Source organism: Pantoea sp. SM3, from assembly GCF_000963995.1.
Lineage (GTDB): Bacteria > Pseudomonadota > Gammaproteobacteria > Enterobacterales > Enterobacteriaceae > Pantoea > Pantoea rwandensis_B.
Genome location: NZ_JZRD01000017.1, coordinates 75,396 through 90,320 on the forward strand (window position 1 = coordinate 75,396; position 14,925 = coordinate 90,320).

Consider the following 14,925-nt stretch of genomic DNA (forward strand, 5'->3'; position numbering starts at 1 on the left):
CTGCTACGCCAGGATTTTGCAAGGGAGTACCAAATCACTTTGGAGAGGAAGAAGAGTAATAATGATGATAGGCCACTGAGAAATATGCAAAGTGTTTCCCATCACCATTTAATCATTATTACAAACTTTTTGTCGCCACCACCGCAGGATCCGCTGCACCACCGAGATAAGCGCTGCGCACCTCATCGTTATTTAGGAGTTCTTCCCCACTGCCGCTCAGTTTTATCTCTCCGTTGACCATCACATAACCGCGATCGGCCAGTCGCAGCGCATGACGGGCATTTTGTTCTACCAGGAACAGCGTCATGCCCTGCTGGGTGAGTTCGCGAAGGATGTTAAAGATCTGCTTCACCACAATCGGCGCCAGGCCGAGACTCGGTTCGTCCAGCAGTAACAATTTAGGGCGACTCATCAGGGCACGCGCAATCGCCAGCATCTGCTGCTCACCCCCGGAAAGCGTCATCGCACGCTGTTTGCGGCGTTCGAGCAGACGTGGGAACAGTTGGTACATCCGCTCCTTGTCCTCTTTCACAAAGCGGTCGCCCACCGCAATCGTGCCCATCAGCAGGTTCTCCTCTACCGTCATATCGGGAAAGATGCGGCGGCCTTCGGGCGCCTGCGCAATGCCGCTGGCGGCGATAAAATGGGTGCTGCGATGGCTGATCGACTCGCCGCGCAAGCGAATGTCACCACTGGCAATGCGCGGCTGGCCAAAAATCGACATCAGCAGCGTAGATTTTCCCGCGCCGTTAGCACCGATCAATGCCACCGTTTCCCCCTGGTTCACCGTCAGGGAAACCTGTCTGAGCGCCTGAACCGGACCATAAAACACGTCCACCTGTTCAAAACTTAACATCGGTTCAGTCATGGTCCCTCTCCTCATCTGCGCCGAGATAAGCGGCGATAACGTTGGGATCGTGGCGAATTTGCTGCGGCGTACCCTGTGCAATAACATCGCCATGATCCAGTACCACAATGTGATCGGAGATGCGCATGACCATCGGCATGTCGTGCTCAATCAACAACACGCTGATACGGTGATCGGCGCGTAAGCGATGCAATATCTGACTCAGCGCATCGGTTTCAACGGGATTGAGCCCCGCCGCAGGCTCGTCCAGGCAAATGAGTTCCGGTCGCGTGCACATGGCGCGCGCAATCTCCAGTCGGCGCTGCTGACCATACGAGAGCGTGCCAGCCAGCCGATTGGCGCTGGAAACCAAATCCACATTTTCCAGCCAGTAAAATGCGCGGTCTAACGCGCGGTTTTCCGCTTCGCGATAACCACGGGTATTCAATACACCGGCCAGCAGTTGACGATTGACCTGCATGTGCTGCGCCACCAGCAGGTTCTCTACCACCGACATCTCACGAAACAAGCGGATGTTCTGGAACGTCCGCGCCAGTCCAGCACGGTTAACCAGGTGCGCGCCGCCAAACATTTTGTACCAAACACGCGATCCCAGCCGTGCCGGATGAAGCCAGTCCTGCGGATGAATTTTTTGCCCCAGTACCTGAATCACGTCGGTACTGCGCTGGTGGGCATTGAGTATGATGCGCCCGCCGGTGGCACGATAAAACCCGGTCAGGCAGTTGAACACCGTGGTTTTTCCCGCCCCGTTCGGACCGATTAATGAGGTAACCGAACCGCGCGCCACAGAAAGGCTGACATCGTTCAGGGCTTTGATGCCGCCAAAGCGCATCATTAAGTGATCAACTTGTAGAATGGCATCACTCATGGCGCACTCCTTTCCGCAGCGGAACACCCACACGCGCGGTACGAACCAATCCGCGTGGTCGCCAAATCATCATTAACACCATCAGCATGCCAAACAGCAGCACGCGATATTCGGCAAAACTACGCAGCAGTTCCGGCGCGACCGTCAGCACAAAGGCGGCAAGCACCACGCCGAGTGTCGAGCCCATCCCCCCCAGAACCACAATCGCCAGGATTAATGCCGATTCGAAAAAAGTAAAGGAAGTGGGATTGACGAACCCCTGATAGCTGGCGAAAAACACCCCGGCAATCCCGGCCGTCGAGGCACCCAACATAAAGGCGGAGAGTTTGACCAGTACATGATTAAGCCCCATGGCGCGGCAGGCAATTTCATCTTCCCGCAAGGCTTCCCAGGCGCGACCAATTGGCATGCGCGTTAACCGATGCTTGATCAACAGCACCAGCAGCACCACGAGTACCAGCACCACATAAATGAAGATGAATTTCATATTGGGGTTGTAATCGAGATGCAGAAACTCGTGATAAGGCACACCCCCGTCCCGCGCCCGGCGAGCAAATTCGAGGCCAAAAAATGTCGGTGAAGGCACCGATACGCCATTGGGGCCGCCGGTAAATGACAACCAGTTGGTTAAGACCAGACGGATGATTTCACCAAAGCCGAGGGTTACAATCGCCAGATAGTCACCATGCATGCGCAGTACCGGAAACCCCAGCAACGCTCCGGCAAACGCCGCCATTAATGCCGCGATCGGCAACATACTCCAGAACCCCAGGCCGAGGTACTCGTAGCCCAGTGCCAGGCCATAAGCGCCGATGGCATAAAATGCGACATAACCCAAATCGAGTAATCCGGCCAACCCCACCACAATATTGAGCCCTAGCCCCAGCAGCACATAAATCAGCCCCAGAATAGCGACCGTTAGCAGGTATTTACTGGAGAGAAAAGGAAAGGCCAGCGCAGCAATCAGTATCAGCGGCAATATCCAGCGCATCCGCGAGCGATAACCCGGCTCGCGGACATATACGCCATCATCATTGCCTTCAAACTTGCGTGTAAAGCGTTGACCATAAAGCGTACTGGTGAACAGGCTGAGCATTAAGCGCCCTGCCATCACCAGTCCCACCAACAGCGCTACACGTTGCGGCGACAGTTTGAAGCTGTAACCATCCAGCACCACACCCACAATCGGACCAAACACCACCAGCGCAATTACTCCCGCCAGCAGCGTGTCGAGCAATGCTTCACGCACGCCCGCTTTTTGCGTCATTGCATTCATCGTGGCTTCCTCACACTTTCGCGACCAGCGGACGACCCAGCAGTCCCTGCGGACGGAAGATTAAAATCACCACCAGCAGCGAAAACGAGAACACATCTTTGTAGTCAGAGTTAACCAGCCCCGCAAACTGCGCTTCCGCTACCCCAAGTAGCAGTCCACCGAGCATAGCACCGGGTAGAGAACCGATACCGCCCAGTACCGCCGCCGTGAAGGCTTTGATACCAATGATGAATCCCGCATAAAAATCAAACGTGCCATAGTTCATGGTCACCAGCACACCCGCCAGTCCGGCCATGGCTGCGCCGATGACAAACACCAGCGAAATCACGCGTTCAGTGTTAATACCGAGAATGGATGCCATGCGCCGATCCTGCTGAACAGCCCGGCAGATGCGCCCAAGTTTGGTGTACTGAATAATCCAGGTGAGCAGCGCCATACCGCAGAACGCGGCAATCAGGATAAACACCTTGGTCCAGGTGATTTGCACAATGCCGCCATCCACTTCCATTCGCAACACTCCCGTGAGCAGCGTCGGAATGCCCTGCTGGTTGGGACCCTGGCTGAGCTGCACGTAGTTTTGCAGAATCAGCGACATGCCGATGGCGGAAATCAACGGTGCAAGACGTGTCGAGTTACGCAGGGGTCGATAAGCAATACGCTCAATGGCCCAGCCATAAGCCGCCGTGACAATAATGGTGAACAGCAAAGTGCCAAAAATCAGCAACGGGAAGGAGTGAATACCGAAGAAGCTCAGGAGTGCTAAGCCTATCGCGCACAAATAGGCGGAGATCATATACACCTCGCCATGCGCGAAGTTGATCATGCCGATAATGCCGTAAACCATGGTGTAACCGATGGCGATCAACCCATACACTGCGCCCAGCGTCAGGCCGTTGATCAACTGCTGTAAGAAGAAGGCGTCCATAAATCCATCCCGCGCGTAAAGGGAGCGCATACCTCGCGCCCAATGGCGAAAGGCCCCGTGATACGGGGCCGCGTATCGAATTACAGTTGGTGATATTTGCCTTTGTCATCCCACTGATAAATCACATAATCCGAGACTTTCAGATCGCCTTTACCATCCCAGGCTTTTTTACCCATGACGGTGTCAACGCTATTCGCTTTCAACCAATCGCTGGCTTTCGCGTTGTCTTTACCCGCCGCTTTGTAAGCCGCCGCAATGGCCTGCACAGAGGCGTAAGCGTACAGGGTGTAACCTTCCGGTTCGAAACCGCTGGCACGGAACTTCTCAATCACCGCTTTGCCATCCGGAATGGTGCGCGGGTCATTGCCAAAGGTCATGTATACCCCTTTGGTGTACTGAGGGCCGCCTGCCGCTGTTACCATCTCTTCCGTCACGATGCAGTCACCGGAGAAGAAGGCGGCATTCACACCTTGTTCACGCATCTGGCGCACCAAAGGACCGGCTTCCGGGTGACAGCCACCAAAATAGACCACGTCGGGTTTCACCGCGCCAATCTTGGTGACCAGCGCATTGAAGTCCTTCTCACCGCGAGAAAGCCCTTCATAAAGCACCTCTTTTACTCCGCGTTTTTCCAGCGCAGCTTTGGTGGCATCGGCCAGCCCCTGACCGTAAGTGTCTTTGTCATGGATGACCGCCACTTTTTTCGCTTTCAGTTTGTCGATAATGAAGTCCGCTGCAATCGCGCCTTGCTGATCGTCACGGCCACACATACGGAACATGGTTTTCATGCCGCGCTCGGTAATTTGCGGGTTGGTTGATCCGGGAGTAATCGCCAGCACGCCAGCTTCGTCATACACCTCTGACGCAGGCATGGTGGAAGAGGAGCAGAAGTGCCCCACCACCGCCATCACTTTGTCCTGATCGACAAGTCGGTTTGCTACCGACACCGCCTGCTTGGGTTCACAGGCATCATCGCCCTGCACCAGCACAATTTTTTCGCCGTTAATACCACCAGCGGCATTGATATCATCGGCTGCCTGACTTGCGCCCTTCCAATATTGCGCCCCGTAGGTCGCATTCGGGCCAGAGAACGGGCCTGCCACACCAATCTTGATATCCGCCTGAGCGTAAAATGCCATGCTCAGGCAACCTGCAAGTACCACCTTCACTGGGTGTTTCATGAATTTCAAAGACATGCTTTCAATCCTCAACGGGTCAGGAACGGAGCCATACCACGGCCTGGGAGAAATCAATTTCTGAAACTTTTGCAGCGCATAGTGTGGCTGGTAGGGCCACGGTTATGAAATAAGCAAGAAACTCGCCAAAGAAGACGGTCGGTGGCAGCTTTTTGCAGTGACATCGCGCCAGGGCAGACAAGGCGCGAGTTGACATCCCTGCTAATCATAAACATAGCCAGAGTTAAGCCGCATACCAGCACCGTGATGGTGCAGAATGCGGTCGATCACAGATTATTGATCGTGCTGGGGTGTTTATCCGCTATGCTCTGGTCAAATCGGTCCACGTTTCCTGAAGGAGAATCTATGAATACGCAACGGAACGGATTGAGTAGCCAGCAAGCACTGGATGAGCTGGAGCGCCTGTATGACAATGCGGTGGAAGCACTGCGTAATGCGATTCGCGATTTCACGACACAGGGCACGCTACCGGATGAGGATGCGCGACAGAAAGGCCTGTTTGTTTATCCGGAACTGCGCATCACCTGGCTGGGTGAAGGCCCACAGCAAAACCGCACTCGTGCATGGGGACGTTTTACCCACACCGGCAGTTATAGCACCACCATTACCCGCCCGGCACTGTTGCGCCACTATCTGAGTGAGCAGCTGCAGATGCTGGAGAAAGAGTACGACGTCCTGGTTGAAGTGGTGCCTTCCCAGCAGGAGATCCCGTACCCCTATGTAATTGATGGCCTGACACTGGATCGCTCGATGAGCGCCAGCATTGCCCGCCATTTCCCCACCACTGAACTGTCACAGATTGGCGATGAAACCGCAGACGGCCTCTTCCATGCCAACGCGATTTTCCCGCTGTCACATTTCGATGCGCTGCGCACCGACTTCTCTCTGGCGCGTTTACGCCATTACACCGGCACCGCTGTGGAGCACTTCCAGCCGTTTGTGCTGTTTACCAATTACACGCGTTATGTTGATGAGTTCGTGCGTTGGGCCATTGAACAGGTTCAGGATCCTTCCACACCTTATGACAGCCTTGCTTGTGCTGGCGATGTGGTGATCACCGCTGACACCCAGGATCCCACAGCAATGATGTCTGATCTGGCGTGGAAGAAGCACCAGATGCCCGCCTGGCACCTGACGTCACCAAATCGTCGTGGCATCACACTGGTGAACATTGGTGTGGGTCCGTCCAATGCCAAAACCATCTGCGACCATCTCGCAGTGATACGTCCACACGCCTGGTTGATGATTGGTCACTGCGGCGGCCTGCGCGAAAGCCAGACCATCGGTGATTACGTGCTGGCGCATGCTTATTTGCGAGACGACCATGTGCTGGATAGCGTGCTGCCGCCGGACATTCCTATTCCAAGCATTGCTGAAGTGCAGCGAGCGCTGTATGACGCCACTAAGGCCGTGAGCGGCATGCCGGGAGAAGAGGTGAAACAGCGGCTGCGCACGGGTACGGTGGTAACAACGGACGATCGCAACTGGGAGCTGCGTTACTCTGCTTCTGCACTGCGTTTCAACCTGAGCCGCGCGGTCGCGGTAGACATGGAGAGCGCCACTATCGCGGCACAGGGTTATCGCTTCCGCGTTCCCTATGGCACCTTGCTGTGCGTGTCGGATAAACCACTGCACGGCGAAATTAAACTGCCGGGCCAGGCGAATCGCTTCTATGAAGGGGCGATTTCTGAGCATCTGCAGATCGGCATCTGCGCGGTTGAGCTGCTGCGTGCCGAGGGCGATAAGTTGCATTCAAGGAAACTGCGCACCTTTAATGAACCCCCGTTCAGGTAAATGCTTCATTCCGGTCCCACTGGGGCCGGAATGACATTGGATTACAGGTCAAACTTTCACCAATAGATCTTTCACAAACCAGGCTAGCACAGCCAGAATAGCGGGTACCATAATCGACCAGGTTAGTCGATCATTCAGCTTTTCAAATTTCACATTGAGCTTTTCAAATTTCTCATCGATCCTGACAAATTTCTTCTCGAATTTTTCATCCATGCGTTCAAACTTCACATCGATGCGTTGTTCCATTTTGTCCAGCTTGTCATCGATGCGCAGTTCCATTTTGTCCAGCTTGTCGTCGATACGCACTTCTAACTTTTCCAGTTTATCGTCAAAGTGCAGCGCTATTTTTCCAAGCTTGTCGTCGAAGTGCCGCGACATTCCCCCCAGTTTATCGTCAAAGTGCAGCGCCATTTTTTCAAACTTGCCATCGGTACGCTTTTCCGACTGTCCCATTTCACCCAGCAGTTCGCTACGCAGCGTGCCGATATCAGCTCTGGTCGCAAAATTCTCCGATCGCGCGGTCAGGACGGCAACATCCTGTTGAATTTGATGGGTGGTCTTTTCCAACAACCCGACTCGTTGAGTGAGCTCTTCCATTTTTAAATCTCCGATATTCCTGACGACGTAAATAAGTGGCGGAAGAAACGGGGCAGTACGCATGGCGTATTCCATTACAAACCTCCAGAGCGTCCCGGCTACCTCTTCACCTTGCAGAGTAGTGAAACAGATTCGAGCCGATTAAACATTCCACGAACCCGCCATACACGGCAAAAAAAATCAGGCAGGCATCAATACGCCGCACAGGCTAAAACTGGCAGAGAAATAACAAAAGCCGCCACAGCGAAGGATTGCGAGAAATCGCACAGGAAATATTTGCGGGGGATGGAACAGAAAACACGGAAGCCCGAGCGGGCTTCCGGAAACCAAAACTTAAGCGCTCAGCCAGCCCAGTTTGATAACGAACAGAATCGAGAGAATCACCAGTGCGGCATTGATCTCTTTCGTACGGCCACTCAGCAGTTTGACTACGGTCCAGGTAATGAAACCGAAGGCGATACCGTTAGCGATTGAGTAAGTCAAAGGCATGGTCAGCGCGGTCACGGTCACTGGCGCAGCCGTGGTGATATCTTTCCAGTCGATTTCGGCCAGACCAGAAGCCATTAACACCGCCACAAACAGCAATGCCGGTGCGGTAGCGTATACCGGAACGCTTCCGGCCAGCGGTGAGAAGAACAGGCTTAGCAGGAACAACACCGCAACCACAATCGCTGTCAAACCGGTACGACCACCAGCACTGACACCCGCAGCCGATTCCACATAGCTGGTGGTGGTTGAGGTGCCCAGTAATGAACCAAACAGTGCAGCCGCACTGTCAGCGATCAGCGCACGACCCATTTTCGGCACATTGCCTTGCTCATCAGCCAGACCGGCACGCTTGGTCACACCCAGCAACGTGCCGGTGTTATCGAACACATCCACAAACAGGAAGGCGAAGATGACGCTCACCAGACCCACGTTAAACGCACCCGCGATATCCAACTGCATAAAGGTCGGTGCAATTGACGGTGGTGCGGAGAACACGCCACCAAATGGCGTCAGGCCAATTCCCATCGAGATAAAGGTGACAATCAGGATGCCAATCAGCACCGCGCCGGTTACGCGACGCGCTTCCAGTGCCACAATGATGAAGAACCCCAACAGTGCCAGCAGCGGACCCGGTTTGGTCAGATCGCCCAGGCCAACCAGTGTTGCCGGGTTATCCACCACGATGCCCGCGCCTTCCAGCGCGATCAATGCCAGGAACAAGCCGATACCCGCAGCGATACCTGCGCGCAAGGGAAGCGGGATACTGGCAATAATCCACTCACGAATTTTGAAAATTGACAGCGCAAAGAAGATCACCGCTGACAGGAACACCGCACCGAGTGCGATCTGCCAGGTGTAACCCATGTGCAGCACAACGGTATAAGTGAAGAAAGCATTGAGCCCCATGCCTGGTGCCAGCGCGATGGGATAGTTGGCGATCAGCCCCATCAGCACACAGCCAATTGCCGCCGCTAAGCAGGTCGCCACAAAGACCGCACCTTTATCCATGCCGGTCGCACCGAGAATACTCGGGTTAACAAACAGAATGTAGGCCATGGCCAGGAAGGTAGTGATACCCGCAATGATTTCGGTGCGCACGGTGGTGTTGTGCGCTTTAAGTTTGAAGAGTTTTTCTAACATCATCATCTCTCATGAGCGGAGACGGCACGGGTGCACGTTCTCTCTTGCCAATGTGGTTAACAAACTAATTATTGTATTGATGAAAGCGACACACGCTGGACCCAAGGCAGACACACCTTCCGCTTTCCCCTGTCCACATAGCAATAGCTATGCCATCACCGTACGCAATCGTTTACGTTTCAAAATGCGGTTACGGTTAGGATAATTCTGAACCCGATCAGGGCGCGATTATGGTGCATTGCACCATGGCTGCGCAATCGTTTTCCCTTCTACTGCTCTCAGGAGAAAAAAGATTGCGGCACCGCACGCTTTCGTACACTGCTCAGCGATGGCGCTCACGTTTCTGCAGCATAGGGCAGCAGCTTAAAAACATCGGGTTACACTGCTTTTTAACCCTTTCGCAACATAAGAGACAGTGCAATGAAGCCCGCGATTTTGGTCGTTGATGATGATCGTGCCGTGTGTGAATTGCTGCACGTTGTTTTGAGTGAACATGTGTTTACCGTCTACAGCTGCCATCAGGGCAAAGATGCCCTTGCGCTGCTCAGCCTGCATCCCGAGATCTCCCTGGTGATGCTGGACATGATGCTACCGGACACCAATGGCTTACTGGTGCTGCAACAGATGCAGCGACAGCGGCCGGACCTGTTGGTCATCATGCTGACCGGAATGGGGTCGGAAGCGGATATGGTGGTGGGATTAGAGATGGGTGCTGATGATTACATCGCCAAACCCTTTAATCCTCGGGTAGTTGTCGCGCGTGCACGTGCGGCACTGCGCCGCTGTGGGCGTCTGGCACAAGCTGATGCGCAGCAGGATGAAGGATGGCAATTCAATGGCTGGCGGCTGGATGATGCGCGTTGTCAGCTGTTTAATCCTCAGCGCGAAAGTGTCGCCCTCACCCAAGGCGAATATACCCTGTTGCGCGCCCTTGTAGGTCACGCACGCAAAGTGCTGACGCGCGATCAACTGCTGGAACTGACCCACAATGAAAGTCTTGAGGTGTTCGACCGTACTATAGACGTGCTCATTATGCGACTGCGGCGGAAAATCGAAGCCAATCCACATCAACCCAGCCTGATCCGCACCATCCGTGGCCTCGGTTACGTGTTTTCCGCTGATGTATTGCGTCCGGCTTCAGCCGCACGTGAAACACAGATTGCCTGATCCATCCAGCGCTGCATCTCGGCCAATGGCCGCGTGCCGTCCAGCGCGTTTGCTGCATGCAAATTGAAACAGGCGCAGGTGTGTGCCAACTTCAAGGTCTCCAGCAGGGGCCAACCTTCATGGCTGGCAAATAACACCCCAGCGCAAAATGCATCTCCCGCGCCAACACTGCCCACAATCTCTTCTGGTTTCAGGCACCACGCCGGCTGCCACCCTTTCTCACCCATTCTCTCTTGTCCCCACGCACCTTCAGGGGCATGGATCACCACGCGTTGGCGCACGCCCTGTTCCATTAACCAGGCGGCGGCCTCGGCAAACGCGCTGGGTGCTGCCAGCCCCGAAGCGCTGCGCAGCGTCACTCCGGTGAGTGATTGCGCTTCCAGTTCATTAATCACCAGATAGTCGAGCCAGCGTAACGCCGGCATCACCAACGGGCGATACTCCCCGGTTCGCGACACCAAATCCAGCGACGTGAGGTAACCGCGTTGCTGCATTTGTGCCAGCAGATGCGCACTGCGCGTACCAAACACCTCATCAGGCTGGTCGAGACTATCCAGCAGCAGCAAATAGCCAAGATGAAAAATGCGGTGTGACGTGGCAACTTCAGCAAAATGGGGCAAATCCAGTTCAGCATTGGCCCCGCGCGCATGGAAAAACGTACGTTGACCATCGGGCGTGGTCATCACTTGCGTCATCGCCGTGCTGACACTGCGCGTACGTTGCACAAACTGACGATCAATCTGATGCTCGTCCAGCAACTGCACGATGTAATCGCCGTCGCTGTCCCCGCCCACCATGCCAACACCCGCCAGCGGCAAATTGACCTGCATGCGCGCCAGGGTGAACAGCACATTCAGTGCAGCGCCTCCGCTGCACTTCTCGCTGTGGGTAATCTCGGCTAACCAGCCTTGTTCCGGCCAATGCGTGATGCGTTGCACATGATCCACCAGCATACTGCCCGCACCGAGAATACCGTTGCGTTGCACCATGTCAGGCCCTCCCGGCGCTGCCAAACACCTGCATCTGCTGCGCCACCACATTGGCAATATCGTGTTCTACCGCCATCAGCAGTTCAGCAAAGGCATCGTAGCGTGCATCACGCTGGGTAATTTGCTTTTCAATTGCACCGAGTGCGGCTTGCGACATGCCCGTGTAGAAATTGATTTTATGGATGCCCAGGCTGATGGCGTGGCGGAAATCGGCGTCACTGATCCCTGAGCCGCCATGCAGCACCAGAGGAATGCCTGCGGCCGCGCGGATGGCCGCCAGACGGTCAAAATCAAGTTTCGGTTCGCCTTTGTATTTGCCGTGCGCATTGCCAATCGCCACGGCCAGACAATCGATCCCGGTCGACTGGACAAACTCCGCCGCCAAAGCAGGATCGGTAAACTTGTTGCTGTCAGCCTCGCCAAACAGCGCCCCACCTTCATCGCCGCCTACCGCGCCGAGTTCCGCTTCAACCGAAACGCCAATGGCGTGGCACATTTTCACCACTTCGCGCGTCTGGCGCACATTCTCCTCATAGCTGAGGGTTGAGCCATCAAACATCACCGAAGTAAAACCGAGGCGAATCGCCTGCATCACCGCTTCAAAGTGCAAACCGTGGTCGAGATTGAGCACTACCGGGATATCATGCAGCGCCGCTTCGGTGCGAATAGCGGCAATCAGAGGCGCGAGACTGACATACTTAAAGTGCACTTCCGCGATATTGATGATAAACGGCGATCGCTGTTGCTCTGCCGCCTGAAACAGGGCGCGCAGAAAGTGGGTATCGAGCACGTTAAATGCGCCGAGTGCGTATTGGTGCTGTTGCGCGTGGGCCAGACCCTGCGCCAGAGAAATCAGTGCCATCGTGAACTCCTTTATGCCAGCCAGCGGTGATATTCGTTGCACAACAGCCAGCGCGGATCTTCATCCTCATCAATCGGGTTGAAGCGTGCCAGCGGCGTGAGAAAGACATTGTCATGCTCGTCATCGTTGGGCATCGAGACTTCGCCAACCAGCACATCGCCATAGCCCTCTTCGCCCCAGAAGCTGTGCCAGATTCCGGGCTGCAGGGTTACGCTCTCACCCGGGGACAGGCGCAGTTGCGATCCCGCGGCGTGAGTCTGGCGGATGCCATCCAACGTTACGTTCACCGGCGAATCATCAAGCCGGTCGCCCGCGCGGTTATGCAGTGTCACGATCAGATTTCCGCCGCCGCGATTGATGATGTCTTCCATTTTTTGCGGATGGTAATGCATGGGCGTCACCTGCCCTTCCCGCACGTGCATGATCTTTTCGGCATAGGGTTTGCCCCACGGCTGGCCTCCGCGCGATCCGTTACGCAGAGTAAACAAAGTTAAGCCGGTCTGAGAAAAATCATCAGCACCAAAACTGGTGACATCCCAGCCCAGATGCAGCGCCAGCAGCTCTTCTGCGCTGCGTTTATCCAGCGCACGCCATTGGCTGAGGCCATAATCGGCCCACGGCGGCAGATGCACGTCCTGACGCATAAAGAATTCTCGGGTGAGTTGCAGAATGGCGTTCACTTCGGATCGATGCATAACTCCTCTCCCAATACGGGCGGCCCAGAGACCGCCTCAAGTGATCAACGTTATTTCACTGTCCAGCCTTTGTAGCTGCTGACGGTATTGCGATCGATCATGGTGACCGGGATCAGCACCGGTTTGTCAGGCGCGGGTTTGCCCTGCAGGATGTCGTAGCCAATCTCCACCGCTTTGGCCGCCATCACCTGTGGGTCCTGTGCTGGCGTTGCGACAAACAGCGAACCTTTACGTTTCAGCGCCTCTTCACCATCAGGCGATCCATCGACGCCGACAATAAAGAACTCACTGCGCTGTGCCTGTTTAGCCGCCAGATCCGCACCTATCGCCGTTGGATCATTGATCGCAAATACCGCATCGATCTTCGGATTGGCTGACAGCAGTCCAGTCATCACTTCCAGGCCACCATCACGGCTGCCCTTGGCATTCTGGTTGTAGGAGAGCAGTTTGATATCCGGATGGGTTTTCAGCTCGTTCATGCAGCCTTCAACCCGGTTTTGCACCGCTGATACAGGCGGTCCGTTGATGATCACCACGTTACCTTTATCTTTCAGGCGATCAGAGATGTATTTACACGCCATAGCCCCAGCCTGGGTGTTATCGGAGGTAATGGTGGCGTTAGCACCGTCTGCGGCCACGTCCACCGCCACCACCACAATACCGGCGTCACGCGCACGTTTTACCGCAGGCGCGATGCCTTTGGAGTCGGCGGCGTTCAGGATAATCATGTCCACTTTAGCGGCGATGAAGTTATCAATCTGCGCCACCTGCTGACCGAGATCGTAACCGCTGGAGACCAGCGTCACATTGACCTTGTCGCCCGCCAGTTCGCGCGCCTTGAGCTCTGCGCCTTTGGTGATCTGCACGAAGAACGGGTTGGCGAGATCGCCGACCGTGACACCAATGGATTTGAGTTCTTTTGCCTGCACCAGTGGCGCACTCAACAACGTCGCCGCCAGCAGTCCGGTAATAATCGGATTAAAACGCATAGTCGATGTTCTCCTGCTTTTTTGATTATATTGGCGACCCAGCAGATCGCCGTTGTGTGACAACCTGTTGCAAATAGCCCTTAACCCACGTGATGACGCGTACGGTACTTATCGATCAGCACGGCAATAATGATCACTCCGCCCTTGATCACCAGTTGCCAGAAGTAAGACACGCCCATCAGCGTCATGCCGTTGTTCAACGTGGCGATAATCAGCGCACCAATTAGCGTGCCGGTGATGGTGCCGATGCCGCCGACAAAACTGGTACCGCCCAGGATCACCGCCGCTATCGCATCCAACTCGTATCCCACCCCCAGATTGCCGTTGGCGCTGTAAAGGCGTGATGCACTCATCAATCCGCCCAATCCCGACAACATGCCGCTCATGGCATAGACAAACACCAGCACCATGCCGACCTTAATGCCAGTAAGACGAGCCGCCTGCATGTTGCCGCCCACAGCGTAGATGTGCACACCCAGGGTGGTACGGCGCAGAATGAACCAGCACAGCGCGATGACGGCAAAGGCAATAATGATCAGCCATGGGATCGGCCCGAGATAACCGTTGCCTATCCACTCAAAATTGATATCAGAGTTGATGACGGTGGTGCCGTTCGCCAGCAAATAAGCCGCGCCGCGCAAGGCGGTATAGGTGCCGAGCGTGACAATAAAGGGCGGTAAACCGGCCCACGCCACTAAAATGCCGTTGAAAAGCCCCATAATCAGCCCTGCGCCGAGCGCCGCCGGTATCGTCAGCCCGGCAAAGGCGGGATCGAGTGACACCACCATCGCCACCACCGCCGTGGTACCGAGCATCGAACCGACGGATAAATCTATCCCGCCAGTGAGGATGACAAAGGTCATGCCTGCCGCCAGCACGATATTGATCGAAGCCTGGCGGGTGATATTCAGCAGGTTGGCTTCGGTAAAGAAGTTCGGTGCGACAAAGCCAAATACCGCCACAATCAGAATCAAAATCGGCAGAATGCCCACCGTTTGCAGCAGATCGCTCATTAAGGCGCGTTTGAGCGTAGGACTTTTTACGCGTGCGGTTTCACTGGTCATTTCGGT

General features: G+C 55.1%; 14 protein-coding genes. 2 read left to right on the forward strand and 12 right to left on the reverse strand.

What is annotated here, in order from left to right; all coding sequences use genetic code 11:
* Nucleotides 1-118 precede the first annotated feature (118 nt).
* The 5 genes from VI01_RS11155 to VI01_RS11175 form a co-directional block, all read right to left on the reverse strand.
* Complete coding sequence (locus VI01_RS11155) at nt 119-868, reverse strand: ABC transporter ATP-binding protein (RefSeq protein ID WP_038646291.1); 750 nt, start codon at nt 866-868, stop codon at nt 119-121.
* Entirely contained in the window at nt 861-1,736 is an 876-nt protein-coding gene (locus VI01_RS11160) for an ATP-binding cassette domain-containing protein (RefSeq protein WP_045815150.1), read from the reverse strand. The genes VI01_RS11155 and VI01_RS11160 overlap by 8 nt, the downstream gene beginning before the upstream one ends.
* Nucleotides 1,729-3,012, reverse strand: coding sequence for a high-affinity branched-chain amino acid ABC transporter permease LivM (livM, locus tag VI01_RS11165; RefSeq protein WP_045815151.1), 1,284 nt, complete (start codon nt 3,010-3,012; stop codon nt 1,729-1,731). Before livM ends, VI01_RS11160 begins: the two co-directional genes overlap by 8 nt.
* A 10-nt stretch (nt 3,013-3,022) precedes the next feature.
* Entirely contained in the window at nt 3,023-3,937 is a 915-nt protein-coding gene (locus VI01_RS11170) for a branched-chain amino acid ABC transporter permease (protein ID WP_045815152.1), read from the reverse strand.
* Between the two features lie 80 nt (nt 3,938-4,017).
* A complete protein-coding gene (locus tag VI01_RS11175) occupies nt 4,018-5,076 on the reverse strand; it encodes a branched-chain amino acid ABC transporter substrate-binding protein (RefSeq protein ID WP_197079590.1) in 1,059 nt (352 codons plus the stop codon).
* Nucleotides 5,077-5,478: 402 nt separating this feature from the next.
* Between VI01_RS11175 and VI01_RS11180 the strand changes: the two genes are divergently transcribed.
* Nucleotides 5,479-6,927 carry an AMP nucleosidase gene (locus VI01_RS11180; RefSeq protein WP_045815154.1) on the forward strand — a complete coding sequence of 483 codons (1,449 nt, stop codon included), beginning with the start codon at nt 5,479-5,481 and terminating at the stop codon, nt 6,925-6,927.
* A gap of 48 nt (nt 6,928-6,975) precedes the next feature.
* On the opposite strand, the gene VI01_RS11185 is transcribed toward VI01_RS11180, so the two are convergent.
* Together VI01_RS11185 and VI01_RS11190 are read right to left on the reverse strand one after the other, a co-directional pair.
* Nucleotides 6,976-7,599, reverse strand: a complete 624-nt coding sequence (locus VI01_RS11185; protein ID WP_231638502.1) for a hypothetical protein — start codon at nt 7,597-7,599, stop codon at nt 6,976-6,978.
* Nucleotides 7,600-7,857: 258 nt separating this feature from the next.
* Complete coding sequence (locus tag VI01_RS11190) at nt 7,858-9,156, reverse strand: NCS2 family permease (RefSeq protein ID WP_231638511.1); 1,299 nt, start codon at nt 9,154-9,156, stop codon at nt 7,858-7,860.
* Nucleotides 9,157-9,573: 417 nt separating this feature from the next.
* Here VI01_RS11190 and VI01_RS11195 point away from each other — a divergent pair, with 417 nt between their 5' ends.
* Nucleotides 9,574-10,320, forward strand: a complete 747-nt coding sequence (locus VI01_RS11195) for a response regulator (protein ID WP_045815156.1) — start codon at nt 9,574-9,576, stop codon at nt 10,318-10,320.
* On the opposite strand, the gene VI01_RS11200 is transcribed toward VI01_RS11195, so the two are convergent.
* From VI01_RS11200 to VI01_RS11220, 5 genes are all read right to left on the reverse strand, one after another.
* Nucleotides 10,257-11,309: a carbohydrate kinase family protein gene (locus VI01_RS11200; RefSeq protein WP_045815157.1), complete on the reverse strand. Its 1,053-nt coding sequence runs from the start codon at nt 11,307-11,309 to the stop codon at nt 10,257-10,259. The two genes, VI01_RS11195 and VI01_RS11200, sit on opposite strands and share 64 nt — an antisense overlap.
* Nucleotide 11,310: 1 nt before the next feature.
* A complete protein-coding gene (locus VI01_RS11205) occupies nt 11,311-12,171 on the reverse strand; it encodes a ketose 1,6-bisphosphate aldolase (RefSeq protein ID WP_038646276.1) in 861 nt (286 codons plus the stop codon).
* An 11-nt stretch (nt 12,172-12,182) separates the two neighbouring features.
* Nucleotides 12,183-12,866, reverse strand: coding sequence for a D-lyxose/D-mannose family sugar isomerase (locus VI01_RS11210; protein ID WP_038646274.1), 684 nt, complete (start codon nt 12,864-12,866; stop codon nt 12,183-12,185).
* Nucleotides 12,867-12,916: 50 nt separating this feature from the next.
* Nucleotides 12,917-13,855, reverse strand: coding sequence for an ABC transporter substrate-binding protein (locus VI01_RS11215; protein WP_038646272.1), 939 nt, complete (start codon nt 13,853-13,855; stop codon nt 12,917-12,919).
* 80 nt (nt 13,856-13,935) lie between these two features.
* A complete protein-coding gene (locus tag VI01_RS11220; protein ID WP_038646270.1) occupies nt 13,936-14,919 on the reverse strand; it encodes a ribose ABC transporter permease in 984 nt (327 codons plus the stop codon).
* Between the last annotated feature and the right edge of the window lie 6 nt (nt 14,920-14,925).

Coding starts and splice junctions, on each gene's coding strand:
- VI01_RS11155 (WP_038646291.1), bottom strand. CDS start 868: ATGACTGAACCGATGTTAAGTTTTGAACAGGTGGACGTGTTTTATGGT.
- VI01_RS11160 (WP_045815150.1), bottom strand. CDS start 1,736: ATGAGTGATGCCATTCTACAAGTTGATCACTTAATGATGCGCTTTGGC.
- livM (WP_045815151.1), bottom strand. CDS start 3,012: ATGAATGCAATGACGCAAAAAGCGGGCGTGCGTGAAGCATTGCTCGAC.
- VI01_RS11170 (WP_045815152.1), bottom strand. CDS start 3,937: ATGGACGCCTTCTTCTTACAGCAGTTGATCAACGGCCTGACGCTGGGC.
- VI01_RS11175 (WP_197079590.1), bottom strand. CDS start 5,076: ATGGCATTTTACGCTCAGGCGGATATCAAGATTGGTGTGGCAGGCCCG.
- VI01_RS11180 (WP_045815154.1), top strand. CDS start 5,479: ATGAATACGCAACGGAACGGATTGAGTAGCCAGCAAGCACTGGATGAG.
- VI01_RS11185 (WP_231638502.1), bottom strand. CDS start 7,599: ATGGAATACGCCATGCGTACTGCCCCGTTTCTTCCGCCACTTATTTAC.
- VI01_RS11190 (WP_231638511.1), bottom strand. CDS start 9,156: ATGATGTTAGAAAAACTCTTCAAACTTAAAGCGCACAACACCACCGTG.
- VI01_RS11195 (WP_045815156.1), top strand. CDS start 9,574: ATGAAGCCCGCGATTTTGGTCGTTGATGATGATCGTGCCGTGTGTGAA.
- VI01_RS11200 (WP_045815157.1), bottom strand. CDS start 11,309: ATGGTGCAACGCAACGGTATTCTCGGTGCGGGCAGTATGCTGGTGGAT.
- VI01_RS11205 (WP_038646276.1), bottom strand. CDS start 12,171: ATGGCACTGATTTCTCTGGCGCAGGGTCTGGCCCACGCGCAACAGCAC.
- VI01_RS11210 (WP_038646274.1), bottom strand. CDS start 12,866: ATGCATCGATCCGAAGTGAACGCCATTCTGCAACTCACCCGAGAATTC.
- VI01_RS11215 (WP_038646272.1), bottom strand. CDS start 13,855: ATGCGTTTTAATCCGATTATTACCGGACTGCTGGCGGCGACGTTGTTG.
- VI01_RS11220 (WP_038646270.1), bottom strand. CDS start 14,919: ATGACCAGTGAAACCGCACGCGTAAAAAGTCCTACGCTCAAACGCGCC.